The following is a 24,428-nucleotide window of genomic DNA, read 5'->3' on the forward strand; positions in this document are numbered from 1 at the left end:
GCGAGTGGCGGCGGTCAGTGCGGGAGGGGGAAGGTCGACAGGGTGATCACTGATACCCGGTCGGTGGGGTCCAGGGCCAGGTTGACGCGCTGGCCGAAGCGGAGCATCCGGAGGCCGCCCGCGTCGAAGGCGGTGGCGTCGAAGGGCAGCTCGGTGCCGTCGTCGAGGAGCACGCTGCCCGAGCGAGTCGCGGCGTCGTAGGTGCGCACGGTGCCCTGCATGGGAGCACCTTATCCCGCGGTCCCCACGGAGTCGCCGAGAGCGGGCAGGCGTGCGGCCACCGCGGTCGTGCGGGGGCCCAGGCCGAGGGTCAGGGCGGCCTTCAGGTCGTCGAGCGTGTCCACGTCGCGGCGTACGCTGTCGATGCCGTCGAGGAGGAGTTCCCCGGCTCCTCGGGCGCGATGGGCGGTGCGGGAGTCGCCGCCGAAGGCCGGGGAGAACGGGACGCCCGGGCGGGCGGTGTAGAGCGTGGTGCCGACTCCGGCCGCGTCGGGCACGAACGCGACGGGCAGGCGGGCGGCGGCGTCGAGCACGCGGGCCAGTTCGTCGGGGCGCAACGCGGGAAGGTCGGCCGAAATCGCTCCCACGCCCGTGTGAGGCGCGATCGCGCGGGAACGCTGCGCCCCGTGGACCAGGGCCGGATTCAGTCCGGCGTCCGGTTCGTCGGGCACCACCGCGGCGCCGAGGGCGGCCAGTTCGGCGGCGGGGAGGGGATCGTCGGTGACGACGATCACACTCTGCACCCGGTCGCAACGCAGCGCGGCGGCGACCGTGTCGGCCGCGACGGCGAGGGCCAAAGCCTCCCGGTGCGGGCCTGCGGCCGCCGACAGGCGGGTTTTGGCGCGGGCGAGGACCTTCACCGGCACGATGAGCGACCACTGGAGGCGTGGCGCACTGAGCTCTGCTGTAGACATGGCAACTCGACACTATGCGCACGCAACCGCGACACTTGAGGACACCCCTCGTTCACGAGGGGATTGACCTAGGAGGGCCACATATGAGTGAGCGGAGCGAACGCTCCGGCGGGGATGGGGGATCGTCCCCCCGCACCCACCAGTATTCGCCGGCCTGGCGGAAGCTCACGATCGTCATCCTGCGGCCGCTGCTCTACGGGCTGCTCAAGCGGGACTGGCGCGGCCAACGGAACGTGCCCCGGGACGGCGGCCTGATCATCGCCGCCAACCACATCTCGGAGTCCGACCCGCTCGCCCTCGCCCATTTCGTGTACGAGGCCGGGCGCTACCCGGTCTACCTGGCCAAGTCGACGCTGTTCGACGTGAGGTTCCTCAAGGCCGTGCTGCGCGGGACCGGCCAGATCCCGGTCTACCGCGACCGGACGGACGCCGCGCTCGCCCTGCGGGACGCCGAGCAGGCGCTGCTGGACGGCGAGTGCCTGATGTTCTACCCCGAGGGCAGCTGCACCCGCGACCCCGAGTTGTGGCCGATGACCGGCCAGACCGGCGTGGCGCGGATGGCCCTCAAGACGGGGGCCAAGGTCGTGCCGGTCGCCAGCTGGGGCGCCCACGAGCTCCTCCCGTACAAGAAGGGAGAGCAGAGCGGGCTGCGGGGCCGCCTGAAGAAGGGCTTCCACCCGTACCCGCGCAAGACCATGAAGGTGATCGCCGGGCCGCCGGTGGACCTGTCGGGCTACGCGGGCAAGCCGCTCACCAAGAGCGTGCTGCGCGAGGCGACCGACGAGATCATGCGCGCCATCGCCGACCTGCTCGGCGAGCTCCGCGAGGAGCAGCCGCCCAAGGAGCTGTACGACCACCACAAGGTCCAGGAGGAACGCCGCAGGCTTACGGGCGCCGAGCCCGGCGAGGGCCTCGGCGGCCACAAGGGACAGCGGAGCACGGACGAGGCCTCCGGCCCGGAGAGCGGGGCCGGCTCGTGACTGTGCGTTCGGCCGTGATGGGCGCGGGCTCGTGGGGCACCGTGGTCGCCAAGCTGCTGTGCGACGCGGGCGGCGAGGTCACGCTGTGGGGCCGCCGGCCCGAGGTCGTCGACTCGGTCAACGAGCGGCACGAGAACCCCGACTACCTGCCCGGGATCGCCCTGCCCGACGACCTGCGGGCCACGCTCGACCCCGCCGAGGCGCTGGAGGGGGCCGAGTTCGTGATGCTCGCCGTGCCCGCGCAGACCCTCCGCGAGAACCTCACGCGCTGGGTCGCGCACCTCCCGGAGCACGCGGTGCTCGTCAGCCTGATGAAGGGCGTCGAGATGGGCACCTGCCGCCGCATGTCGGAGGTGATCCAGGAGGTCGCCGACGTGCCGCAGGACCAGGTGGCGGTGTTCTGCGGCCCCAACCTGGCCCGCGAGATCGCCACCGGCCAGCCGGGCGCCGCGGTCGCGGGCTGCACCGACGAGGCCAACGCGCGGCGCCTGCAGGCCGCCACGATGACCCCGTACTTCCGCACCTACACCTCCACCGACGTGATCGGCTGCGAGCTGGGCGGCGCCGTCAAGAACGTCGTCGCGCTCTGCGTGGGGATGTCGGTCGGGCTCGGCTTCGGCGACAGCACCCAGGCCCTGCTGATCACGCGCGGGCTCGCCGAGATCACCCGGCTCGGCGCGGCCCTCGGCGCCGACGAGCACACCTTCGCCGGGCTCGCCGGAATGGGCGACCTGGTCGGCACCTGCATGTCGCCGCTGTCGCGCAACCGCACGTTCGGCGAGAACCTCGGCCGCGGCATGACGCTTGAGCAGGTCGTCGCGGTCACCAAGCAGACCGCCGAAGGCGTGAAGTCGTGCGAGGCGGTGCTGGAGCTGGCCCGCAAGCACAACGTGGAGATGCCCATCACCGAGTCGGTGGTCGACGTGCTCTACCACGGGGTCCCGATCAAGGAGGCGGGCATTTCGCTCATCTCGCGTTCTCCCAAACCGGAGCGCTACGGGGTGTGACATGCTGTGAGCGATGCGTAGAGACACCCGTAGGCAGGGTGAGAACACCCGTGCCGTCCATCTGCCGTCGCCTCCCGCACCGCAGCAGTCCCCGGTGGGCCTCCCGGTCTGGCGTACCAGCGCGTTCGCCTTCGCGGACGCGGCGGAGCACGCCGGCCTGGCGAGCGGCCATGTGGCCAATCCGACCGCTGAGGCGTTCGCCGCGGGCCTCGCGGCGCTGGAGGGCGCGGGGCTCGACGGCGACCCCGTCGAGGGCGAGGCGTTCGGCTCCGGCATGGCCGCCGTCACCGCGGTCTTCCTCGCGTTCGCCCGCTCCGGCGCGCACGTGGTCGCGCCTTCGTCGATGTACGGGGGTACACGCGACCTGCTGACCGGCACGCTCGGCCGGTTCGGCGTCGACACGACGTTCGCCGATCTGGGCGACGCTGACGCGGTCCGTGCCGCGATGCGTCCGGCCACCCGGCTGGTGTGGGCCGAGACGCTCGGCGCGTCCGGCCTGGAGGTGCCCGATCTGCCCCTGCTGGCGGAGCTGGCGCACGAGGCGGGTGCGCTGCTCGTGGCCGACTCCACCCTCGCCACGCCGGTCGTGTGCCGCCCGCTGGAGCACGGCGCCGACCTGGTCGTGCACGCCGCCTCCACGTTCATCGGCGGGCACGGCGACGCGACCGGCGGCGCGGTGATCGGCCGTCCCGAGCCGCTGGAGGCGGTACGCCGCGTCCGGAGCGAGACCGGCTCCGTGCTGGCGCCGGACGAGGCGTTCCTGCTGCGCCGCGGGCTGGAGACGCTGCCCGTCCGGGTACGGCGCCAGTGCGACACCGCCAACCTCTTCGCCGCCGCGGTCGCCGGGCACCCGGGCGTCCGCGCGGTGGACTATCCGGGCCTGCCCGGCCACCCCGGTCACGAACTGGCCCGCCGGCTGTTCACCGCCGGGCCCGAGGGCACGCGTTTCGGCGCGGTCGTCACCGTCACCCCGCACGGCGGGCGCGACGCGGGGCCGGCCCTGGTCGACGCGCTCCGGCTGCCGCTGGTCGCGGCCTCCCTCGGCGGTACGCACACCACCGTGGCCCATGTCGCCTCGACCACCCATCCCCGGCTCGACGAGGCGGCGGTCCGCTTCTCCATCGGCCTGGAGGACGTCGACGATCTCGTCCGCGACGTGACCGAGGCCCTCGACACCATCGGCCGCGCTCTGGGTTCCGCGGCCCCGCCGTCCCCGAGGCCGCCCGCCCAGACGCGGCTGGCCGCCGAGCCGCACTGACCGGCCTCCCACCGGCACCGCGGCCGCGCCCTTCGTGGCCGGTTCGTGCTGATCACCGGTAGGGTCGGCAATCATGTCCCAGCAGTCTTCAAAGATCCGTGTGGCCGTGGTGTTCGGCGGGCGCAGCTCGGAGCACAACATCTCGTGCGTGACCGCCGGTGCCGTGATGGCGGCCATCGACCGGGACCGGTACGAGGTGGTGCCGGTCGGCATCGCCCGCGACGGGCGCTGGGTGCTGGCCCCCGCCGACCTGAACCTCGCCATCGAGGACGGCCGGCTGCCCGAGGTCTCGGGTGACGGCGAGGCCCTGGCCCTGCCGTTCGATCCCGAGAGCCGCGGCCTCATGGTCGTCGGCCCGCTGGAGGCGCCCTCGGCGGCGCTGGTCGGCGTGGACGTGGTGCTTCCCGTGCTGCACGGCCCGTACGGCGAGGACGGCACCATCCAGGGCATGCTGGAGCTCGCCGGGGTGCGCTACGTCGGCGCCGGGGTGCTGTCCAGCGCGGTCGGCATGGACAAGGGCTTCATGAAGCTCGTCTGGGAGGCCCAGGGCCTGCCCATCGGCCCGTACGTGATCATCACCGACCGCGAATGGCGCCGGGAGCGCAAGCGGAAGATCGACGAAGTGCGGGAGCTGGGCCGGCCGGTGTTCGTCAAGCCCGCGCGCGCCGGATCGAGCATGGGGATCAGCCGCGTGGAGTCCGAGGCGGATCTGGAGGCCGCGGTCGAGGCGGCCCGCGAACACGACCCCAAGGTGATCGTCGAGGCGGCGATCGTGGGCCGTGAGATCGAGCTGGGCGTGCTCCAGGGCCTGGACGACGGTCCGCCCGAGGCCAGCGTGCCCGCCGAGGTCGTGATGGATTCCGGCGCCGGCTTCTACGACTTCGAGACCAAGTACCTCGACAGCTCGCTGCGGATGGACATCCCGCCGGACCTCGACCCCGCCGCGATCGAGGAGGCCCAGCGCATCGCCGCCCTGGCGTTCGACGCGCTGGACTGCGAGGGCCTGGCCCGCGTCGACTTCTTCTACACCGCCGACGGCGAGTGGATCCTGAACGAGATCAACACCATGCCCGGCATGACCCCGACCTCGGCGTTCCCGCAGATGTGGGCCGCCGGCGGGCTGGACTACCCGGCGCTGGTCGACCGGCTCATCCAGACGGCGCTCCGGCGCGCCACCGGCCTGCGCTGAGCGCCAACGGCGACCGGCAGCGGCGCCGCTGAAAGACAGTGGCGACCGGTTGCGGGACTCGCCGCCAGATCACATTGATCGGGCGCTGTCCCGCAACCGGCCACCAGGGCTGCGGCATCCCCTCAGAACCGCAGCCAGCCCTGGTCGTCGAGCGTCGCGGCGCTGGTCGCGCGGGCGCCCTCCGACGAGATCGTCCACAGCGTGTCGCCGACGACGAGTGAACGCAGGATCTGGACGGGCACCTCGGATCCGGCGTCGGGGTGGCGCACCGTACCGGACCTGTCGATGCCCTGGGGGCCGACCTTCAGCACCAGCGCCTCGCCGCCGCCCGTGGTGTGGCGTGACACCGGGATCACCGTGAGGCCGGACTTCGCCCAGTAGAGGAACGCGTGCGGGTCGAACTCGGCCGCCGCGCTCGACTGGGGCAGCCGGAACGTGTCCACCCGTCTCGGCGCCCCGGCGACGTCGAAGAGCGACACCTGCGTGCCCAGCGTCCGTCCCTTGGTGTCGGCGTCCTGGCCGACGCCGAGCAGCTTCCCGTCGGCGGTCGGATGCAGGTACGCGGAGTATCCGGTGATCTTGAGCTCGCCGGTCGGCCGCGGCCTGGCCGGATCGCTCAGGTCGAGCACGTACAGCGGGTCGATCTGGCGGAACGTCACCACGTACGCCTTCGGGCCGATGAACCGCACCGAGTAGATCCGTTCGCCCTTGCCGAGCCCGCCGGCCTCACCGACCGCCGTCAGCCTGGCGCCCCGCTGCGCGAGGACCCGGACGGCGCTCGCGGAACGCGGCGCGGCCGTCGACGCCGTCGGGGAGTCCGGGGACTCCGGGGACGTCATCGGCGTGGTCGTCGTCGCGACGCGCAGATGGCCCGCGTGCTCGGACATCGAATACTGGTTGAGCAGATCGCCCTGCACCGAGCCGGACGCCACGTAGCGCGGCCGTCCCTGCCCGCGCACGTCGAACTTGTGGATGTCGGTCCGCGTCTCGACGGGCTTGGGCGTGGCGTTGCCCCAGGTGATGACCTGCGGCGGCGTCCCGGTCACGTAAAGGCTCGCGCCCGTTCCGTAGACGGTCTGCCCGTCGGCCACGACGCCCGCCGGTTCCGGATCGCCGAGGCCCTTGCCGAGGTCGACGGTCAGCACGCTGAGCATCGTGGTGCCGGTGTACGAGGCGGGTCGGCTGACCTGGCCGCACGGCATCGTGTACGACTTCACGTCCGCGCCGTTCCGTACCTCGAACTTCGGCAGCCACGCGTTGAGCGGAGCCTGCCGCACCAGCTGCCGGTTGCGCTCGACCGCCTTCTGTTCCGAACGGCCGCCGTGAGGCTCGACCGGGAAGTCGATCCGGGGCCGCGACTTCACCACGACGCGTGCCACCGACCCGGTCTGCCGGGCGTCCACGAACTCGGTCTCCGACGTCATCGATCCGATGACCTTCGGAGTCCCCGCCAGATCGACCAGCGTGAGCCGTGTGCGCGGGCGCGTGTGGCCGGGCACCGGCTTGACGCGGTCCGGCTGCCGTTCGAAGCCCATCGGGTACTCGCGCGTCAGGACCAGGGCGCGGTCGCCGCTCAGCAGCAGTTGCGAGTCGCCCCCGCCGCCCGGATACCTTTCCGGCTGCCGCCCAGGAAGGTCGAGCCGGTGGGCGACCTTCCTGGTGGCCGGATCGATGACCCGCAGCCCGTCGCGCGCGATCACCACGATGCGGCGGCCGTCCGTCTTCACCACATCGGGCTCGTCGGCCGCCGCCTCATGCACGTTCGTGCCGGAATGCTCCGGCGGCTGGGAGCCCTTGAGGGCCCGGCCGTTGGCCGACTCGGGTGCGGGGAGGGCGCCGTCCGGCACCTTCTGCAAGAGTGAAGGCCCGTCCAGTCCCCAGGGCGTCACGCGCTTGGCCGTCGCCGTCCGCAACCCGGCCAGGAGATCGTCGCAGTCGTCGTAGGCCACCAGCCTCATCGGCGGCGCATCGACGGCCGCAGTGCCTCTCGTATGCGCGTCACCTCCCGAGCAACCGGCCAGGAGGAGCGCGGACGCCACGGGCAGAGCGGGGACGTATGCACGGGGACGCATTGCAATTAGACGCTGGCTCTGACCCTCAGGTTCCCGCCCGGATCAAACTTTTTTCGCTTCCTTCGGCCACGGGGAGGCGCTCGCCGGGCCGCCCGGCAGCGGGACCGTCGATGCGGTGATTGTCGCTTAGGGTGGCTAAATGATTGTTCGTCCCGCTACCGTCGATGACATCCCGGAGCTGACGCGCCTGCGTGAGCTGTTGTTCCGCCGGTTGATCGATTCCGACAACCCGGCGCCCGCATGGGAGTGGCGCGAGCAGTTCGCGACCGACATGAAAGAGCGGCTGGGCGGGGGAGAGCTCGGCGTCTTCGTGGTGGACGGCGACGACGGCGAGCTGGCGGCGTGCGGGATCGGGGTCCTGCAATACCGGCTGCCCACGCCGTACCAGGCCAACGCGCTGGCGGGCTACGTGCTGGGCATGGTGACCGACCCCGCCTACCGCGGGCAGGGGTACGCACGGCTCGTGATGAAGGAACTCCTCAGGTGGTTCGAGGAGAACGACGTCGCACGCGTCGAATTGCATGCGACGCCCGAGGCCGCGCCGCTGTACCGTTCTATGGGGTTCCGGGATCACCAGATCGCGTTGACTTGGCACGCTCCTTAGCGATCAATCCGTCGATCTGGACGCTGAGCCTGGAGCCGAGCGGCCAGCCGATGTAGTGCGTCAGGAAGATGGCGATCTCGCGGAGTTCGGCGGGCGACAGCTCCTCGTTCTGGAGGGCCGCGGGGATCTGGATGTCGAGGACGTCGTTCAGGCCCTGACCGGCGAGCATGCCGATGAGGAGCAGCCGCCGGTCGCGCAGGGACAGGCCGGGCCGCGTCCAGATCTCGCCGAAGAGATGGTCCACGGTGATGCCGAAGAAGTCACCGGGCGCGTCGCCGATCTCCCACCCGTACACCTGGCGCATCATGTCCAGGCCGCGCGCGCGTCGTTCATCCATCAAGGTCCTCCAGTCCGAGGCCCGCGGCGAAGCGGGTGAGGGCCAGGCGGGCGAGGGGCGCGTCGACGCCGAGCTCGTCGGCCAGTTCGAGGGCGAACGTGAGGTCCTTCTCACCCAGCGCCCGCACGTGGCGCATGATGGCGTACAGCTCGTCATCGGGCGCCAGGGGAGCCGTCGTCGAGCGCAGCATGATCGACCCCGCGCCTCCCGTGAGGGCGTCGGAGTGGCGGACGACACGGGCGAGCTTGCGCAGCGACACCCCGGAGGCCTCGGCCAGACGCTGGGCTTCGGCCGCGGCGGTGAAGGCCACGAAGTGCAGCAGGTTGCGGGCCAGCTTGGTACGGGTGCCCGCGCCGACCGGGCCCATGTGGAGCACCAGTTCGGCCCAGGCACCGAACGGCTCCTCGCAGCGGGCGAAGGCCTCGGGCGTACCGCCGACCATGACGGCCAGCGTCCCGGCGTCCGCGCCCATGAATCCGCCGCTGACGGGCGCGTCGACGACCTCGATGCCGTACGGCCGGGCGCGTTCGGCCAGCTCCTGCGCCGTACGTGCGCGGATGGTGGAGTGGATCGCCAGGACGGTGCCGGCGCGCGCGGACGCCAGGATCTCCGCCGCGACCTCGTTCACCTGGTCGTCGTCGCGGACCATGACCGAGACGACGCCGGCGGCGCGGGCGACCTCGGCGACGCTGGAGGCCGCCGTCGCGCCCTTGGCCGTGAGCCCCTGGACCGCCTCGGCACGCGTGTCGTAGACGACCAGGCCCTTGCCGGCCAGATGCGCGGCCATCGGGGCGCCCATCTGGCCGAGGCCGATGAACCCGTACGTCATGAACGGAACACCTCGCCGCCGTCGACGTTGAAGATCTGCCCGGTGATCCAGCCCGCGCCGGGCGACAGCAGGAACAGGCACAGTCCGACGAGGTCGTCCGGGGTGCCCATCCGCTTGAGCGCCATCTTGTCCCGCACGATCTTCTGCGACATGTTCCCCGGTACGACGGTGCGGTTGGCCTCGGTGTCGATGGGGCCGGGCGCGATGGCGTTGACGCGGATGTTCATGCTGCCGAGCTCGTGCGCGAGCTGCTGGGTGAGGCCGTTCACGCCGACCTTGGCCAGGCCGTAGAAGCCGGAGTACTGCCAGGCCGCCGTGGACGACTGGTTGACGATCGCGCCGCCGCCGCGTGCCTGCATGGAGGGGTGGCAGGCGCGGGCGCACAGGAGCGCGCCGTCCATGTTCACGGCCATGAACCTCTTGTAGTAGTCCCAGTCGACGGTGAACAGGAAGTCCAGCTTCATGGTCCCGAAGATGGCGGCGTTGTTGACCAGGAAGTCGATGCCGCCGAAGCGTTCGGTGGCGGCGCCGGCCATGGCCTGCACGGACGCGGGATCGGAGACGTCGGTGCGCACGTACAGGCCCTTGATGTCGTCGGCCACCTCCTGGCCGCGTTCGCTCAGATCCGCGACGACGACCGAGGCGCCCTCGGCCGCCAGCGCCCGCGCGTACGCCTCGCCAATGCCGCCCGCCGCGCCCGTGACGATCGCGACCTTGCCCTCGAACCTCATGAGACTCCTCTCATCCCGCCCCACCGAACCCCTCCGGCTCTGCGATCGCCTTGGTCTCCAGGTACTCCTCGAATCCGGCCACGCCCATCTCGCGGCCGATGCCCGACTGCTTGTAGCCGCCGAACGGCACGTCCGCCGCGTACCAGACGCCGCCGTTCACGCTGACCGTGCCGGTGCGCAGGCGCGCGGCGACGGCCCGCGCGCGGCCGGGGTCGGTGCCGTGCACCGCGGCCGACAGGCCGTACGGGGAGTCGTTCGCGATCCGCACGGCGTCGTCGTCGCCGTCGTGCGGCAGGATCACCAGCACCGGCCCGAAGATCTCCTCACGGGCGGCGCGGTGGTCGTTGGTCAAGCCGGTGATCAGCGTCGGCTCGATCCAGAAGCCGCGGTCACGGCCCGCCGGGCGCCCGCCGCCGCACGCGAACGAGCCGCCCTCCTTGACCGCCAGTTCCAGGTACTTCTCGACGCGCTCGCGCTGGCGGGCCGAGATGAGCGGGCCGCACAGCGTCTTGTCGTCCTGCGGGTCGCCGACGCCGATCCGCCGCAGCGATCTGGCGGTGATCTCCACGGCCTCGTCGTAGGCGGCGCGCGGCACCAGCAGCCGCGTGGTGATGGCGCACCCCTGGCCCGCGTGCGTGGCGACGGCGAACGCGGCGTACGAGCAGGCCGCGCGCAGGTCGGCGTCGTCGAGCACGATGAACGCCGACTTGCCGCCGAGCTCCAGGAACACCTTGGTCAGCGACCGCGCGGCCGTCGTCATGACCGCGCGGCCGGTGGCGGTGGAGCCGGTGAACGAGACGACGTCGACCCGCGGATCGCCCGCCAGCCGCGCGCCGAGCGCGTGGTCGGAGGAGGTGACGACGTTGACGACCCCTGCCGGGACGTCGGTCTCCTCCGCGATCAGCGAGCCGAGGACGGAGGCGCACCACGGGGTGTCGGGCGCGGGCTTGAGCACCACCGTGTTGCCCGCGGCCAGCGCCGGGCCGAGCTTGGCCAGGTTGATCTGGTGCGGGAAGTTCCACGGGGTGATCGCGGCGACCACCCCGGCCGGTTCCCTGACCACGCGCCGCCGGCTCGGGATGCCCATCGGCTCGGCGCGGCCCAGATCGGTCGTCCACTCGTACGACTCGGCCAGGTCGGCGAACCACCCGAGGTCGGCCACCGGCGCGTCGAGCTGCGGGCCGTACGTGAGGAACCGTGGCGCGCCCACCTCGGCGATGGTGAGCTCGCGCAGCTCGGCTGAGTGGCGCTGGAGCGCGTCGCGCAGTTGCCGCAGGCAGCGCACGCGCAGCGCGAGGTCGGTGGACCAGCCCGAGGAGTCGAAGGCCTCCCGGGCGGCGCCGATGGCCTGGTCCATATCGGCGGTGGTGGCGTCGGCGGCCTCGCCGAGGACTTCTTCGGTCGCGGGGTCGAGGGTGTCGAACGTGCCGCCCGAGCCGGGGACGAGCCGTCCGTTCACGAGCAAGCGATCGGTTGTTCTGGACACGTGTCCAGACTACAGTTCGGGAGATGAGCGAAGGCAAGCCCCGTGCGGACTATTCGGGCGAATTCGATCCAGACTTCAAGTTCGAGGACCTGTCCAAGGAGGCGCTCGTCCGGCTCGTCCGGGAGTACGCGCTGATCGTCCACCTGCTCGACCGGTCCGCCCTGACCACCGTCGGCCTGCGCTACGGCCAGCAGGTGGTCGAGGAGATCGCCATCGAGGAGTGGAAGGGCGCGAGCCCGGTCTACACCGACCGGATCCGCGCGATCATGAAGATCGAGGACGACGGGGTCTCGGCCATCTTCAAGTGCCTGCAGCTCGACCCCGGGTTCGCGCAGCACTACATGGACGTCGAGTACGAGCTGATCTCCGAGACGCACGGCTTCTTCCAGCTGCGCTCGTGCGGCGCGCTGCTCGACGTCGAGCCCTTCGGCGAGCGTTCCATCAAGGGCATGTGCCACACGATCGAGGACGGCACGTTCGACATCACCGCGCAGGCCGTCAACCCGAAGGCGCGCATCCGGCCCGTGCACCGGCCGCCGCGCGTGCCCGCGGGCCGCGTGCCGCACTGCCGCTGGGAGGTCGTCATCGATGACGACACCGAGGTGCTGCCCGAGGCCGACATCACCCGCATGACGCGAGGCACGACCGCCGCCTCCCATCGTTTCCCCCCGATGCGCGACGGCACGCCGCACCTCCCCACCTGATCGCTGGGAGCCTTGATCGCGGCGTGACCTGGGTGACAAGGCTCACGGGTACGGTCCGTTGTTCGCCCGCACCGGCCGGGGTAACGTTCTGGACTGATCGTCAATAAGCCCCTCGCTTTCCCAGCCCACCCCGGGGGAGGCCGCGATGACCGCGCAGCTCGGTGAGCCGGAGAACATCGTTCTCCAGGCCCGCGACGTCACGTTCGACTGGTCCGGCGTCCCGTTGCACTGGATCCCGAACGACCCGGTCGCCACGCACCTCATCAACGTGCTGCACCTCCTGCTGCCCGCGGGCGAGGAGTGGTTCGTCAAGGTCTTCAAGGAGGCCCTGCCGTTCGTCAGGGACGACCGGATCCGCGAGGACGTGCTCGGTTTCATCGGCCAGGAGGCCATGCACGCCGCCTCGCACGACGTCGTCCTGGACCACTTCGTCGACCAGGGCCTCGACGTGCGCCCGTTCGTGCGCCAGGTGGAGTTCATCTTCGACGGGCTGCTCGGCGACCGGGACCTGACCGGCGAGCGCGCGCGGGCCTGGCTGTTCGAACGCGTCGCCATCATCGCCGCGATCGAGCACTTCACCGGCGTGCTCGGCGACTGGATCCTCAACGCCGAGGCGCTCGACCGGGCGGGCGCGCACCCGATGATGCTGGACCTGCTGCGCTGGCACGGCGCCGAGGAGGTCGAGCACCGGCACGTGGCCCATGACCTCTACATGCACCTCGACGGCTCGTACGCGGGCCGGGTGCGGGCGATGACCCAGACGATCACGATGCTGCTCACGCTCTGGCAGCGCGGGCACCGGTTCCTCATGGCCCGCGACCCGCTGGTGCGAGGCCGGATCAAGGGCGGCCTGTTCCATCTGCGGCGCACCGGCCCGGCCGGGCTCACGCCCACCGGCCGGATGCTCGGACCGTCGATCATGCGGTATCTGAAGCGTTCCTACAGCCCGCTGAACGAGGGCTCGACCAGCCAGGCGCTGGCCTACCTCGCCTCGTCCCCGGCCGCGCAGGCGGCGTTGCGGTGACGAGGAACGACCGCGGCGCGATCCCGCCCGACCTGTGGGGCCGCCGTTCCCGCGATCCGTTCTGGGTGGCGGTCAACGCGTTCTTCAACGGGGTCCAGCGGGTGCGTTCCCTGCGCACCCCGGTGATCCCGTACGTCCGGCCGGTCGACCGCGACCTCACCGTGGTCGTCCGGGAGGTGCGGCGGGAGGCGGCGGACGTCGTCAGCCTCCGGCTGGGCGCGCCCGACGGGGGAGTGCTGCCCGCCTGGCAGCCCGGCTGCCACCTCGACCTGCTGCTTCCCTCGGGCAGGCGGCGGCAGTACTCGCTGTGCGGTGACCCGGCCGACCGGCGTTCCTATCGCATCGCGGTGCGGCGGCTGCCCGGCGGCGGTGGCGGCTCGGTCGAGGTGCACGACGAGCTCTCCGAAGGCCGCACGGTCACGGTGCAGGGCCCACGCAACGCGTTCCCGTTCCTGGCGAGCGAGTCCTATCTCTTCCTGGCCGGGGGCATCGGCATCACGCCCATCCTGCCCATGGTCCAGGCGGCGGAACGGGCCGGCGCCGACTGGCGGCTCGTCTACACCGGACGTTCCCGCGAGACCCTTCCGTTCCTGGACGAGCTCGCGGAACTGCCGGCGAGCCGGGTCGTGGTCCGCACCGACGACGAGCACGGCCTGCCGGACGGCACCGAGCTCCTCCGCGACGCGGGCGCCGGGACCGCCGTCTACTGCTGCGGCCCCGCTCCCATGATCGACGTCGTCCGCGCCGCGTTCTCCCCCGGAACGTCGCGTTCCCCGGCCACGTCACGCTTCCCAGGCACGTCGCGCTCCGCGAGGACCCTGCATTACGAACGCTTCGCACCGGCGCCCATCGTGGACGGCCGCCCGTTCACGGTCGAGCTCGCCCGTACCGGCACCGTCGTCGACGTCCCCGCCGGCGAGTCCGCGCTGGAGGCGATCAGGAGAGCGGCGCCCTCCGTGGCGTACTCCTGCCGCCAGGGCTTCTGCGGAACCTGCCGCGTGGGCGTCCTGGACGGGACCGTCGACCAGCGCGCGGCCTCGGACCAGGGCGACGACTCCATGCTGGTCTGCGTCTCGCGCACCCGGGGCGGCCGCCTCACGCTGGACCTTTGATCACCGCACCGGACCCGTCTCGGATATGCGACGCTTGGGGTGCTTTCAGTCCTGCCCCCGAGGAGTAGACCGTGCCGGAGACGCCCCACCTCGACCTGCCGGCGCGCATCGGCCCGTACCGGGTGATGGACCGGCTGGGCGAGGGCGGCATGGGCGTCGTCTACCTCGGCGCCGACGAGTCCGGGCACAAGGTCGCCATCAAGGTGATCCGCCGTGAGTACGCGGCCGACCCCCAGTACCGGGCACGCTTCGAGTCGGAGGTCTCGGCGGCCCAGCGCGTGCGGCCGTTCTGCACCGCTCCCGTCCTCGACGCCGACCCCAAGGCCGACCCGCCCTACCTCGTCACCGAGTACGTCAGCGGCTCCAGCCTGGCCGCCGCCGTCGACCGCCAGGGTCCGCTGCGCGGCGCCGACCTGGAGGCGCTCGCCGTCGGCATGGCCTCCGCGCTGACCGCGATCCACGACGCGGGCGTCGTGCACCGCGACCTCAAGCCCGCGAACGTGCTGCTGTCGCCGTACGGCCCGCGCGTCATCGACTTCGGCATCGCCCGCGCGGACGACATGACCCGGCTCACCGCGACCGGCGGCCTGGTCGGCACTCCCGCGTTCATGTCCCCCGAGCAGCTGACCGGGGCACCCGCCACCGCCGCCTCCGACGTCTTCGCCTGGGGCGCGACCGTCGCCTACGCCGCGCGCGGCACGACCTGCTTCACCGGCAACTCGATCCCGGCGATGATCCACCAGATCGTCAGCGGCGAGCCCGAACTGCGCGGCCTGCAGGGCACCGTCCTGGAGGTCGTCGAGGCCGCCCTCGCCAAGGACCCCGCCAAGCGGCCCACCGCGCAGCGGCTCCTGGAACGCCTGGTCTCCAGCTCCTCCACCCGTTCGACCCGTTCGGCTGGTCCGGCCGTCTCGTCACCCCAGGAGCAGCCCGAAGCACCGAGCACCGCGCCGCCGTTCTCTCCTCCGCAGCCTCTTCTCCCGCCGCCCGCGGTGGGCACCGACCAGGCCGCGGCCTTGGTCGAACGGCAATACCGGGAGGCGGCTGAAGCGGGCGACACAGCGGCGATGTACAACCTGGGCGTCCTGCTGAGCTGGCGCGGCCAGACCGCCGAAGCCGACTACTGGTACCGCCGCGCGTCGGCGGCCCAATCCGGCTACGCACAGCCTGCCCAGTCCGGATACGGGCAGTCGTCCGGATACGGGCAGTCCGCCTATCAGTCGACGTACCAGCCCGCCTACGGTATGTCCGCCTACACCACGGCGCCGCCGCCCACCCGGTCGCGCTACAACCACCTGGCCATCTACGCGATCATCCTCGGGCTGGTCGGCCTGCTCACCTGCGGCCTGCCCTCGATCCCCGCCATCGTCACCGGGCACATGGCGTGGCGGCAGATCGGACGCACCCAGCAACGCGGCCTCGGCCTGGCCGCGACAGGTCTCGCCCTCGGGTACCTGATGGTCGCCGTCTGGCTGCTCGTCGCGTTGGGGGCCTCGCTTCCCGACGAGGACCCGAGCACCCCGCTGCCCACCCCCGCCGCGACATGACGACGGGCCCCGGCGGTCGCCGGGGCCCGTCGTTTCGATCGTCAGATCGTCACCGCGTCACGTGCGTCACTTCACGCGAACGATCTTGCTGGCCACCGGAGCGCGCTTGATCTTGTCGAAGACCAGGAACTTCTGCGCGTAGATCCGGGTCCCCAGTCCCGCGACCTTGAACGCGAACGGCTTGACCGCGCCCTTCTTGACCCGGCCGTCGGCCTTGTAGGTCTTGATGGCCTCGAGCTTCTTGGTCTTCGGGTTGAACTTGTAGAAGACGACCCGCGCCGACCCGATCTTGCTGGCGTCCTGGACGTAGCCCGAGACCACGACCGTCTTGGCCTTCGGCACCGCGCGCCAGTGCCCCGCGCTCTTGACGCTCACGGGCTGGATGGGCCGGTTGGCCTTGGTCTTGTTGAGGCTCCACTTGCCCTTCGTCGCCGGCTTGCGGTCGGCGCTGGCGGCCGGAGCCGTCACCCCGATCGCGAGGGCGGCGGCGGTTACCACGATCGCTGCCTTGCGCATGCGAACTCCCTTTATTCAGGTTGGTAAGCAAGGAAACACCTCGGAAACCTCCGAGGGGACTGATCACGCTAGCCAACTCCGTCGCCGTGATGCCTGCGATCGCGGAGAAATGTTGTCTATGTCATCCAGAACCGTTCATTCAGGACGAGCCGCCGCCGTTGTGATAAATCCGTTGCGGCGTCCGCGCCCGTGCTGGCACCGTGGATCTCGTCAGGCCGTCCACGGAGACGACGAGAGGAGGACCGGCCATGGAGCAGCTTCGCTATCGACTGCCCTGGGCGTCACTCGCCCGCCACGGCCGGTACCGCGCCTGACCGGTTCCCCGGCCTCCCGCCCGAGTGACGCCAGGTGACGCACTCGTCCCCACGCGGCTCTACTCCAATCGGTAGAGAGGCCAGTCTCAGAAACTGGATGTTCCGGGTTCGAATCCCGGGGGCCGCACGCCGTGCTCGCGCACGGGGCGGCGCCGACGTTCGGAGAGTCGGGCCTGGCTGTAACCCAGGTGCCTCGCGCTGAGTGGGTTCGAATCCCACCCGCCCCACCTGAACGGTTCCGGAGGAGCTAGGGAAGCTTGGGCGGCTCCGGGAAGTCCTTGGACAGGTCCGGTGCGTCCGGCCGGTCCGGAAGGCTCCCGCGCAGGTCCTGCATCTGCTTGCGCAGCTCCTTCATCCGGTTGTGCAGCTTGTCGAAGTTGAGCGGGTCGGTGATACGGGCGGCCGTACGGGACTCGCCGTCGCGAGGGCCGCCGACCATGACGGTGTCACCCACCGCCACGGACTTCCTGCGGACGTCGGTGTCGGCGTTGATGGCCCAGGTCCACGTCGTCCCGTCCGAGCTGCGGACCGTGATGGACGAGCCGGACTTCTGGGTCACCGTGCCGGTCTGCCACGTGTAGACGCGGTACTTGCCGTCGGCGTCCTTCGTCACCGACTCGCCGTGCGTCACCGATGGTGCCGCGGGGGTGGAGGGGGCGGACGGGGCGGAGGGCGCCGGGTCGGCCGAGGGGCTGGCGGACGCCGCGGCGGCGCCGGTACCGACGGCCCCGGAGATCACGGCGGCTCCGGCGATCAGTCTGAGCGGTTTCATCTCTGGTCCTTCCGTTGCCAGAACGTCTGACATCGGAATCGTGCTGCGCACCGGCTAACACGGAGGTAACACGCTTCACGTTATCCAGGAGTTATGCCGGGTTCGCGATGGTGGTCGTGGCAGACGGAGGTCGTGATGCGTGTGTTGGTGGTGGAGGACCAGGCGGACCTGGTCGAGATCCTCCTCGAAGGTTTGCGCGGTGCCGGGATGGCGGTCGACTCGGCCCTCGGCGGCGCGGACGCGCTGGAACTGCTCGCGGTGAACGAGTACGACGTGGTGGTGCTCGACCGTGACCTGCCCGACGTGCACGGCGACGAGGTGTGCCGGGAGCTGATCTCCGGCGGCGCGCTGACGCGGGTGCTGATGCTCACCGCCGCCGGTGCGGTGGACGACCGGGTCGAGGGGCTGAGCATCGGAGCCGACGACTACCTGGCCAAGCCGTTCGACTTCGCGGAGCTGGTGGCCCGGATCAGGGCGCTGGGCCGCCGCGCCCGGCCGCCGATCCCGCCGGTGCTGGTCGGCGGCGATCTGGTGATGGACACCGCGCGCCGGGTGGCGACGCGGGCCGGGCGGCCGCTGGCGCTGACGGCGAAGGAGTTCGGCGTGCTGGAGGTGCTGCTGGGGGCGGACGGCGCCGTGGTCACCTCCGAGCAGTTGCTCGAACGGGTGTGGGACGAGCACACGGACCCGTTCACCAACACCGTCCGGGTCACGATGATGCGGTTGCGGCGCAAGCTCGGCGAGCCCGGCGTCGTCGCGACGCTGCCGGGCGTCGGCTACCGGATCGCCCGCTGATGAGGCTGCCTCCCTTCACCCTCCGGCTCCGGCTGACCGCGCTCTACGGCGGGCTGTTCGTGGCGGTCGGCGCGTTGCTGGTCGCCATCACCTACGGCCTGTTCGCGAGCAGGTTGCAGGCCGCGGCGCCGCGCCGGCCGGAGCTTCCCCGGCTGCCGCCCGCGCCGTTCCGGCCGCAGAACCTCCGCGACCCCCAGGTGATGCTCGACGAGGCGCTGGCGCGGCAGCGGGACCAGGCCCTCGACCAGCTGCTCACCCAGTCGCTGCTGGCGCTCGCGATCGTGTCGCTCATCGCGGTCGTGCTGGGCTGGATGGTGGCGGGCCGTGCGCTGCGCCCGCTGCGCGACATCACCGCGACCGCGCGCCGGCTGTCGACCGACAACCTGGACGAACGCATCGCGCTCGGCGGGCCCCGCGACGAGATCAAGGAGCTGGCCGACACGTTCGACGCCATGCTCGGCCGGCTCGCCGCCGCGTTCGAGGCGCAGCGGCGTTTCGTCGCGAACGCCTCGCACGAGCTGCGGACGCCGCTGACGGTGCAGCGCGCCGCCGTGGACGTGGCGCTCGCCGACCCGGAGCCGACGCTGCGGTCGCTGACGGCGATGGCGGTACGGATCCGCGCCGCGACCCAGCGGCACGAACGCCTGATCGCCAGCCTGCTCACCCTCGCCCGCAGCGAACGCGGCGTGGAGCACTACGAGGACGTGGACCTCGCCGAGACCGTGCAGACCGTTCTCGTCGGCACGAACACGCGGGACCTGAAGGTCGTCCCGAGGCTGCGGCCCGCTCCCGTCCGCGGTGATCCGGCGCTGCTCGAACGGCTGGCCGTCAACCTGCTGGACAACGCGGTCCGCCACAACGACCCCGACGGCTGGATCGAGATCCGCGTCCGTGCCGAGAACGGGTCGGTGACGTTGCGGGTCGTCAACAGCGGGCCCGTCGTACCGCCGGAGAAGGTCGAAACGCTCTTCGAGCCGTTCCGCAGGCACGCGGCCGGGCGAGCGGCGGTGACGTCCGACGGCCATGGGCTGGGCCTTTCGATCGTCGCCGCCATCGCCGCCGCCCATGGCGGTACCCATACGGCCGCCGCCCGTCCCGAAGGCGGCCTCGACGTCACCGTGAGCCTCCCGGCGCGCGTGCCCGGCCGGGCGGCCGTCCACCCGCCCAGCTGGCCGGCGGCACCGGCGAGAGGCTGACCGCCGGCGAGGACGGCGCTGTTTCCTGCTCAGCCGGTCTTGTCCTCGTTCTCGATCAGCGTGAGGACGCAGGCGATGGCGAGCAGCAGCCCGGTGACCGCCCCGAACCGGTGGACGAGCTCGTTGAACCCTCCCGCCCCGCCCCCGAACAGACCCCACGAGAAGAGGAAGCCCGCGCCGGTCCACGCCGCCACCAGGGCGCCTGCCATCCGCCCGGAGCCGCGCCGGTGCACCAGCGCCAGGGTGCCCAGCGCCCCCGCGAACGCCAGCGGCCCGCCGATGGCGACGAACGTCTTCTGCGCGGCCGTCTCGAACCTCGCGTCGGCGCCAAGGTCGCCGCCGCTGAACGCCCAGACGATCTGGAGCACGCCGATCACCACGGCGGCCACGGCCGCGCCGTTGGCGAGCAGCATCTGCAGCGAACGGGTGGCGCCGGGCCGCAGCTCCCTGGCCGCCAGCTGGAACAGGTGCGGCCACCGTGCCCGCACGTGCAGCACGAACGCCCCCAGCAAAGTGATCGTCTGAAGGGTGAAGCCGCCGTAGACCACGGCGAACACCCAGTTCGCCATGTCGTTGCTGTCCTCGTTGTCCGGTACGGGCGAACCGCCGACGACCCCCTGGACGGCCATCCCCAGCGGGAGGCCCAGCGCGATCGGCGCGAGCAGGCCCGTGCCCACCCAGATGGGCACGAGAACGAGCCACGCCGGGATCCGCCGGCCCCAGGGATAGGTGAACGCGAAGGCGACCAGGACGCCGACCAGCTCCGCCGCCATGGTGACCGCGTTGGCCACTTCGTACTCGACGGTGTGCATCTCGGTCGCGGCGTCGCCGCTCACCCCGACGTTGCCGCCCGCCAGCCACACCAGCTTGAGGACGATGTAGGGAAGGCAGGCGGCGACCGTCGCGTAGCAGAACGCCAGCCGGAGGTTCCAGAAACGCCGGTCGGCGCCATGAGTCAAGGTCGTCATGCCGTCCAGGCTGGCCGTGGGCCGCTTGTCGCACCTCCCGCCCAGAGGTGATCCACATCCCCTGTGAGAGGGAGCTCGGCGGGTACGACCTTCGGCATGACAGACGAGCTCTACATCGTCGTCCGGGAAACGACGGCCGACGTGTGCCAGCCGGTGCAGATGCGGGTCACCCCGCCGATGCCGCATGACGAGGCCGTGGAACGGGCCAGGCGAGAGAACGAGACGGCCATGCCGGGCATCCGGCACACCGTCAAGCCGTGGAGCTCCTGGCAGGACTGAGCGGGGCTCGTTCCTGCCCACCGTGGGTTCACGCGAAGTTCATCGGCGATCACGCTCCGCTGGACGGCGCGTTCGCGCAGGTCAGTGATCGTCAGCGGCGTGATCTCACGAAGGTGATCCGCCCGACTGGGCAAGTCGTGACATTTGCCCACAAAGAGTGCAATGCAACCGTCCCTTCTGACCCGCCGTCCCCGTAGCTGACCGGGGTCCCCCTCCCGGCCGGGGCGCGGGCAGAAGGAGAGACTCGTGAAACGGGTCACCGCGTTCGCGCTGTCCGCCGCGGCGGCGCTCTGCCTCACCTCCGGTCTGGCGACGCCCGCCCACGCCACCCCGCCCAACATCCCTTCCGCGAGCACAGCCGCGTCCGAACTGGCGGCGCTCACCGTCGCCGCCGAGTCGCACGAATCCACCTACGACCGCGACCTGTTCCCGCACTGGGTCACGATCTCCGGCGCCTGCAACACCCGCGAGACCGTGCTCAAGCGCGACGGCGTCAACGTCGTCGTGAACTCCAGCTGCGCCGCGACCTCCGGCAGCTGGTCGTCTCCCTACGACGGCGCGACCTGGACCGCGGCGTCCGACGTCGACATCGACCACATGGTCGCGCTGGCCGAGGCCTGGCGTTCGGGCGCGTGGGCGTGGACGACGTCCAGGCGCCAGTCGTTCGCCAACGACCTCACCAACGCCCAGCTCTGGGCGGTCACCGACAACGTCAACCAGGCCAAGGGCGACAAGGACCCGGCCGAGTGGAAACCGCCGCTCACCTCGTTCCACTGCACCTACGCCAGGGCGTTCATCGATGTGAAGTACGAATGGGGCCTGTCGGTCGACAGCGCTGAGAAGTCGGCGCTGAGCGGCATGCTCGCCCGCTGCTGACCTTCCGCCGACGGCCGTCGCCCGCCCAGGCGGCGGCCGTCGCACTGAGCTTCGCCTACGTTTTCGTCGCTAGATCGTGTGTTCACGGACAACCCGTGGGGCGGGGACGGCCGGTACGCTCGCCCTGATGGGCGCGGCTATGCGGAAGGTTCCGGACGCATCGGCGGGGGCTCCGGACACGCCGGCGGCTTCGCCGCGCGGGTTCGCGGGTCTGCTGGCCGTCGCCAACATGGGGTTGTGGATCTCACTCATCCCGCCCGTGCTGGTGACGCTGCAGTTGCGGCTGGAGGAGCTCGACCCGGCCGCCAAGGAGCGCAACGCGGGCATCGTCCTCGGCGTCGGCGCCTTCCTCGCCCTGGTCGGCAACCCGCTCGCCGGACGGCTGTCGGACCGCACGGCCTCGCGCTTCGGCCGCCGCCGTCCCTGGCTCGTCGGCGGCATGGCCGCCGGGACGGCCGGGCTCGCCGTCGTCGCCCTGGTGCCGTCGTTGCCCGTGATCCTGGCGGGCTGGTGCCTGGCGCAGCTCTCGTTCAACGCCACGCTGGCCGCGCTCGCCGCGACCATCCCCGACCAGGTGCCGGCCGAACGGCGCGGATCGATGTCCGGCGTCCTCGGCCTCACCCAGATCATCGCCATCATCGCCGGCGTGGGCCTGGTCGCGGCGCTGCCGGGCCTGGCGGCCAAGTTCCTGGTGCCAGCGGTCCTCGGCACGGTGCTCGTCGCCGTGTTCGCGCTGCTGCTGCCCGACCGGCGCCTCAGCGAGCCCGCGGCCCCGTTCTCGCTCCGGGAGTTCGCCGGCACGTTCTGGGTCAGCCCTCGCCGGCATCCCGACTTCGGCTACGCGTGGCTCACCCGCTTCCTGGTCTCGTTCGGCGTGTTCGCGCCGCTGACCTATCTGGCGTTCTTCCTGCCCGACCGTGCCGGCGTCGCCGAGGACGACGTGGACGAGACCGTGGCGCTGCTGGTCGTCATCGGTCTCGGCTGCACCGCGATCACCTCGGTGCTGGGCGGCTGGCTCTCCGACCGGGCGGGCCGCCGCAAGCCGTTCGTGATCGGGTCCGGGGCCGTGCTGGCCGCCGGCATCGGCCTGCTGGCGCCCGCGACGGCCCTGCCGCAGGTCATCGTCGCCCAGATCGTCCTCGGCGTCGCGGGCGGCATGTTCCTCGCCGTGGACATGGCCCTGATCACCCAGGTGCTCCCCGATCCGGACACCGCGGCCAAGGACCTCGGCGTCATCAACATCGCCAACACCCTGCCGCAGTCGCTCGCCCCGGCCGTCGGGTCCCTGTTCCTGGGCCTCGGTGGCGGCGAGAACTACCCGGCCTTCTACGCGTTCGCCGCCCTTTGCGCGTTGGCCGGAGCCGTCTTCGTCACCCGCATCAAGGGCGTCCGCTAGGCCATGCGCCACGTTCGGCGGGGCTTGTTATGCATGCGTCCGGGAACGCCGGGGCGCCGCTGCCAGGGGAGCGGACCTGCGGGCGGGCGGTAGGCGACGCCCAGCGCGTCGAGGCGGGCGTAGTGGGCCGCGTTCATCCGGCGGTCGAAGTCCTCGAAGTCGCGTTCGTCCGGCGGCGGAAGCTGTGACCAGGCCACTTCGGCGAACGCGGCGAGCCGGGGGAACGCCTGGTAGTCGAGGCGGGCGCGGCTGTCGACGACCTCGGTCCACAGATTCGCCTGGGTGCCGATGATGTGGCTCGCCTCGGGTGTTCCGGCGAGGCTGGGCGGAACGGGCTCGAACCGGTAGACGTCCTCCAGCGTGTGCACCCAGCCGAACGGAACGGGCTCGTCGGGCCCCGGTGCCTGGACGTGGTCGAGGTAGACCTCTTGCTGGGGGCACATCACCACGTCGTGGCCCGCCTTGGCCGCCGCGATGCCGCCCTTGTACCAGCGCCAGCAGGTGACCGTGGCGCCCTCCGCCAGGCCGCCCTCCAGGATCTCGTCCCAGCCGACGAGGCGTCGCCCGCGCCCGGTGAGCCAGCGGTCGAAGTGACGGATGATCCAGGACTGGAGTGCGCTCTCGTCGTCGAGCCCCAGCTCACGCATCCGTTCCTGAGCCGTCGGCGATCGCCGCCACTGGTCCTTGACGCACTCGTCGCCGCCGATGTGGATGAAGCGGCTGGGGAAGATGTCGAGCACCTCCTCCAGCACGCCCTCGTAGAAGCGGAGCATGGCCTCGGTCGGGGCCAGCACGTTGGGATTGATGCCCCAGTCGGTCTTCACGCCCAGGGCTGAGGTGTCGATGACGTCGGCGTTGCCCAGTTCGGGGTAGGCGGCGATGGCCGCCTGCGAATGGCCGGGCAGATCGACTTCGGGGACGACCGTGATCTGCCGCTGCGCCGCGTACGCGACGATCTCGCGCAGGTCGTCCTGGCTGTAGTAGCCGCCGTGGGGACGCTCGTCCCACGTCAGCGGCTCGCCCCAGCCCAGGCGCGTACGCGGACGCCAGGCACCGACCTCGGTCAGCCGCGGGTAGCGTTCGATCTCGATGCGCCATCCCTGGTCGTCGGTCAGGTGCAGGTGCAGGACGTTGAGCTTGTGCGCCGCCAGCAGGTCGATGTAACGCAGGACGTCGTCCTTGGGCAGGAAGTGCCGTGCGACGTCGAGCATGAATCCCCGCCAGGCGAACCGCGGTGCGTCCTCGATGACCACGTGGGGCACGTCGACCGGCCCGGATTCGATGGGAGCGCGGCGGAAGGCGTCGGTGCCTCTCAGTTGCCGCAGGGTCTGGCCTCCCCAATGCACTCCCGCCTCGTCACCGCCCACGATCTCGGCGCCGTCGGCCGAGACCGTCAGCCGATAGGCCTCCGGCCCGAGTGCGGGGTCGACGCCCGTGCGCACCTCCCCGAGCGGACTCTCGCCCCCGGTGCGCACGAGACGGCGCGGCGCGGGGATCAGGTTCGGTTCTCCGGTCATCGGCC

At 71.5% G+C, this 24,428-nt stretch carries 25 protein-coding genes and 2 tRNA genes; 16 read left to right on the forward strand and 11 right to left on the reverse strand.

Going from position 1 to position 24,428, the window contains the following annotated elements:
* Nucleotides 1-14: 14 nt before the first annotated feature.
* Entirely contained in the window at nucleotides 15-221 is a 207-nt protein-coding gene (locus ABD333_RS01055; protein ID WP_344536762.1) for a cold-shock protein, read from the reverse strand.
* A 9-nt stretch (nucleotides 222-230) separates the two neighbouring features.
* Nucleotides 231-914, reverse strand: coding sequence for a 2-phospho-L-lactate guanylyltransferase (gene cofC, locus ABD333_RS01060; protein WP_344536764.1), 684 nt, complete (start codon nucleotides 912-914; stop codon nucleotides 231-233).
* Nucleotides 915-997: 83 nt separating this feature from the next.
* Between cofC and ABD333_RS01065 the strand changes: the two genes are divergently transcribed.
* From ABD333_RS01065 to ABD333_RS01080, 4 genes are all read left to right on the forward strand, one after another.
* A complete protein-coding gene (locus ABD333_RS01065; protein WP_344536766.1) occupies nucleotides 998-1,894 on the forward strand; it encodes a lysophospholipid acyltransferase family protein in 897 nt (298 codons plus the stop codon).
* 17 nt (nucleotides 1,895-1,911) lie between these two features.
* Nucleotides 1,912-2,901, forward strand: a complete 990-nt coding sequence (locus tag ABD333_RS01070) for an NAD(P)H-dependent glycerol-3-phosphate dehydrogenase (protein WP_344538781.1) — start codon at nucleotides 1,912-1,914, stop codon at nucleotides 2,899-2,901.
* Between the two features lie 13 nt (nucleotides 2,902-2,914).
* The gene (locus ABD333_RS01075) at nucleotides 2,915-4,159 is read left to right on the forward strand and encodes a trans-sulfuration enzyme family protein (RefSeq protein WP_344536768.1); all 1,245 of its coding nucleotides are present in this window, start codon (nucleotides 2,915-2,917) and stop codon (nucleotides 4,157-4,159) included.
* Nucleotides 4,160-4,232: 73 nt separating this feature from the next.
* Nucleotides 4,233-5,348, forward strand: coding sequence for a D-alanine--D-alanine ligase family protein (locus ABD333_RS01080; protein ID WP_344536770.1), 1,116 nt, complete (start codon nucleotides 4,233-4,235; stop codon nucleotides 5,346-5,348).
* A 122-nt stretch (nucleotides 5,349-5,470) separates the two neighbouring features.
* On the opposite strand, the gene ABD333_RS01085 is transcribed toward ABD333_RS01080, so the two are convergent.
* Nucleotides 5,471-7,306, reverse strand: a complete 1,836-nt coding sequence (locus ABD333_RS01085) for a beta-propeller domain-containing protein (RefSeq protein WP_344536771.1) — start codon at nucleotides 7,304-7,306, stop codon at nucleotides 5,471-5,473.
* A 253-nt stretch (nucleotides 7,307-7,559) separates the two neighbouring features.
* Between ABD333_RS01085 and ABD333_RS01090 the strand changes: the two genes are divergently transcribed.
* Nucleotides 7,560-8,024, forward strand: coding sequence for a GNAT family N-acetyltransferase (locus ABD333_RS01090; RefSeq protein ID WP_344536772.1), 465 nt, complete (start codon nucleotides 7,560-7,562; stop codon nucleotides 8,022-8,024).
* Here ABD333_RS01090 and ABD333_RS01095 read toward each other — a convergent pair.
* From ABD333_RS01095 to ABD333_RS01110, 4 genes are read right to left on the reverse strand one after another with little or no spacing between them, the layout of a single operon-like run.
* Complete coding sequence (locus ABD333_RS01095; protein WP_344536774.1) at nucleotides 7,975-8,361, reverse strand: carboxymuconolactone decarboxylase family protein; 387 nt, start codon at nucleotides 8,359-8,361, stop codon at nucleotides 7,975-7,977. The two genes, ABD333_RS01090 and ABD333_RS01095, sit on opposite strands and share 50 nt — an antisense overlap.
* Nucleotides 8,354-9,190, reverse strand: coding sequence for an NAD(P)-dependent oxidoreductase (locus ABD333_RS01100; protein WP_344536775.1), 837 nt, complete (start codon nucleotides 9,188-9,190; stop codon nucleotides 8,354-8,356). The genes ABD333_RS01095 and ABD333_RS01100 overlap by 8 nt, the downstream gene beginning before the upstream one ends.
* A complete protein-coding gene (locus ABD333_RS01105) occupies nucleotides 9,187-9,921 on the reverse strand; it encodes an SDR family oxidoreductase (RefSeq protein ID WP_344536777.1) in 735 nt (244 codons plus the stop codon). The genes ABD333_RS01100 and ABD333_RS01105 overlap by 4 nt, the downstream gene beginning before the upstream one ends.
* 10 nt (nucleotides 9,922-9,931) lie before the next feature.
* A complete protein-coding gene (locus ABD333_RS01110) occupies nucleotides 9,932-11,407 on the reverse strand; it encodes an aldehyde dehydrogenase (RefSeq protein WP_344536779.1) in 1,476 nt (491 codons plus the stop codon).
* Between the two features lie 23 nt (nucleotides 11,408-11,430).
* On the opposite strand from ABD333_RS01110, the gene ABD333_RS01115 reads away from it, so the two are divergent.
* The 4 genes from ABD333_RS01115 to ABD333_RS01130 all read left to right on the forward strand — a co-directional run bounded on the left by ABD333_RS01115 (nucleotide 11,431) and on the right by ABD333_RS01130 (nucleotide 15,794).
* A complete protein-coding gene (locus ABD333_RS01115) occupies nucleotides 11,431-12,111 on the forward strand; it encodes a hypothetical protein (RefSeq protein ID WP_344536780.1) in 681 nt (226 codons plus the stop codon).
* Nucleotides 12,112-12,256: 145 nt separating this feature from the next.
* Nucleotides 12,257-13,135: a metal-dependent hydrolase gene (locus ABD333_RS01120; protein ID WP_344536782.1), complete on the forward strand. Its 879-nt coding sequence runs from the start codon at nucleotides 12,257-12,259 to the stop codon at nucleotides 13,133-13,135.
* Nucleotides 13,132-14,247 (forward strand): PDR/VanB family oxidoreductase, encoded by a 1,116-nt coding sequence (locus ABD333_RS01125; protein WP_344536783.1) that lies wholly within the window; start codon nucleotides 13,132-13,134, stop codon nucleotides 14,245-14,247. Before ABD333_RS01120 ends, ABD333_RS01125 begins: the two co-directional genes overlap by 4 nt.
* Nucleotides 14,248-14,318: 71 nt before the next feature.
* Complete coding sequence (locus ABD333_RS01130; RefSeq protein ID WP_344536784.1) at nucleotides 14,319-15,794, forward strand: protein kinase domain-containing protein; 1,476 nt, start codon at nucleotides 14,319-14,321, stop codon at nucleotides 15,792-15,794.
* A gap of 66 nt (nucleotides 15,795-15,860) precedes the next feature.
* Here ABD333_RS01130 and ABD333_RS01135 read toward each other — a convergent pair whose 3' ends face one another.
* Nucleotides 15,861-16,310: a hypothetical protein gene (locus tag ABD333_RS01135; protein ID WP_344536785.1), complete on the reverse strand. Its 450-nt coding sequence runs from the start codon at nucleotides 16,308-16,310 to the stop codon at nucleotides 15,861-15,863.
* Nucleotides 16,311-16,677: 367 nt separating this feature from the next.
* Here ABD333_RS01135 and ABD333_RS01140 point away from each other — a divergent pair.
* Together ABD333_RS01140 and ABD333_RS01145 are read left to right on the forward strand one after the other, a co-directional pair.
* Nucleotides 16,678-16,751, forward strand: a tRNA-Leu gene (locus ABD333_RS01140).
* Between the two features lie 16 nt (nucleotides 16,752-16,767).
* Nucleotides 16,768-16,851 (forward strand) — tRNA-Tyr (locus ABD333_RS01145).
* Between the two features lie 20 nt (nucleotides 16,852-16,871).
* Here ABD333_RS01145 and ABD333_RS01150 read toward each other — a convergent pair.
* Nucleotides 16,872-17,396: a hypothetical protein gene (locus tag ABD333_RS01150; protein WP_344536786.1), complete on the reverse strand. Its 525-nt coding sequence runs from the start codon at nucleotides 17,394-17,396 to the stop codon at nucleotides 16,872-16,874.
* A gap of 135 nt (nucleotides 17,397-17,531) precedes the next feature.
* On the opposite strand from ABD333_RS01150, the gene ABD333_RS01155 reads away from it, so the two are divergent.
* Nucleotides 17,532-18,191, forward strand: coding sequence for a response regulator transcription factor (locus ABD333_RS01155; RefSeq protein ID WP_344536787.1), 660 nt, complete (start codon nucleotides 17,532-17,534; stop codon nucleotides 18,189-18,191).
* Complete coding sequence (locus ABD333_RS01160; protein WP_344536788.1) at nucleotides 18,191-19,387, forward strand: sensor histidine kinase; 1,197 nt, start codon at nucleotides 18,191-18,193, stop codon at nucleotides 19,385-19,387. Before ABD333_RS01155 ends, ABD333_RS01160 begins: the two co-directional genes overlap by 1 nt.
* A 29-nt stretch (nucleotides 19,388-19,416) precedes the next feature.
* Here ABD333_RS01160 and ABD333_RS01165 read toward each other — a convergent pair whose 3' ends face one another.
* Nucleotides 19,417-20,355, reverse strand: coding sequence for a hypothetical protein (locus tag ABD333_RS01165; RefSeq protein ID WP_344536789.1), 939 nt, complete (start codon nucleotides 20,353-20,355; stop codon nucleotides 19,417-19,419).
* A 96-nt stretch (nucleotides 20,356-20,451) separates the two neighbouring features.
* Between ABD333_RS01165 and ABD333_RS01170 the strand changes: the two genes are divergently transcribed.
* The 3 genes from ABD333_RS01170 (at nucleotide 20,452) to ABD333_RS01180 (ending at nucleotide 22,906) form a co-directional block, all read left to right on the forward strand.
* Nucleotides 20,452-20,634, forward strand: coding sequence for a hypothetical protein (locus ABD333_RS01170; RefSeq protein WP_344536790.1), 183 nt, complete (start codon nucleotides 20,452-20,454; stop codon nucleotides 20,632-20,634).
* 246 nt (nucleotides 20,635-20,880) lie between these two features.
* Nucleotides 20,881-21,510 (forward strand): HNH endonuclease family protein, encoded by a 630-nt coding sequence (locus tag ABD333_RS01175; RefSeq protein ID WP_344536791.1) that lies wholly within the window; start codon nucleotides 20,881-20,883, stop codon nucleotides 21,508-21,510.
* Between the two features lie 127 nt (nucleotides 21,511-21,637).
* Nucleotides 21,638-22,906: an MFS transporter gene (locus ABD333_RS01180; RefSeq protein WP_344536793.1), complete on the forward strand. Its 1,269-nt coding sequence runs from the start codon at nucleotides 21,638-21,640 to the stop codon at nucleotides 22,904-22,906.
* On the opposite strand, the gene ABD333_RS01185 is transcribed toward ABD333_RS01180, so the two are convergent.
* Nucleotides 22,903-24,423 carry a beta-N-acetylhexosaminidase gene (locus ABD333_RS01185; protein WP_344536795.1) on the reverse strand — a complete coding sequence of 507 codons (1,521 nt, stop codon included), beginning with the start codon at nucleotides 24,421-24,423 and terminating at the stop codon, nucleotides 22,903-22,905. The two genes, ABD333_RS01180 and ABD333_RS01185, sit on opposite strands and share 4 nt — an antisense overlap.
* Nucleotides 24,424-24,428 lie beyond the last annotated feature (5 nt).

It is taken from the genome of Actinomadura fulvescens, assembly GCF_039533225.1.
Lineage (GTDB): Bacteria > Actinomycetota > Actinomycetes > Streptosporangiales > Streptosporangiaceae > Spirillospora > Spirillospora fulvescens.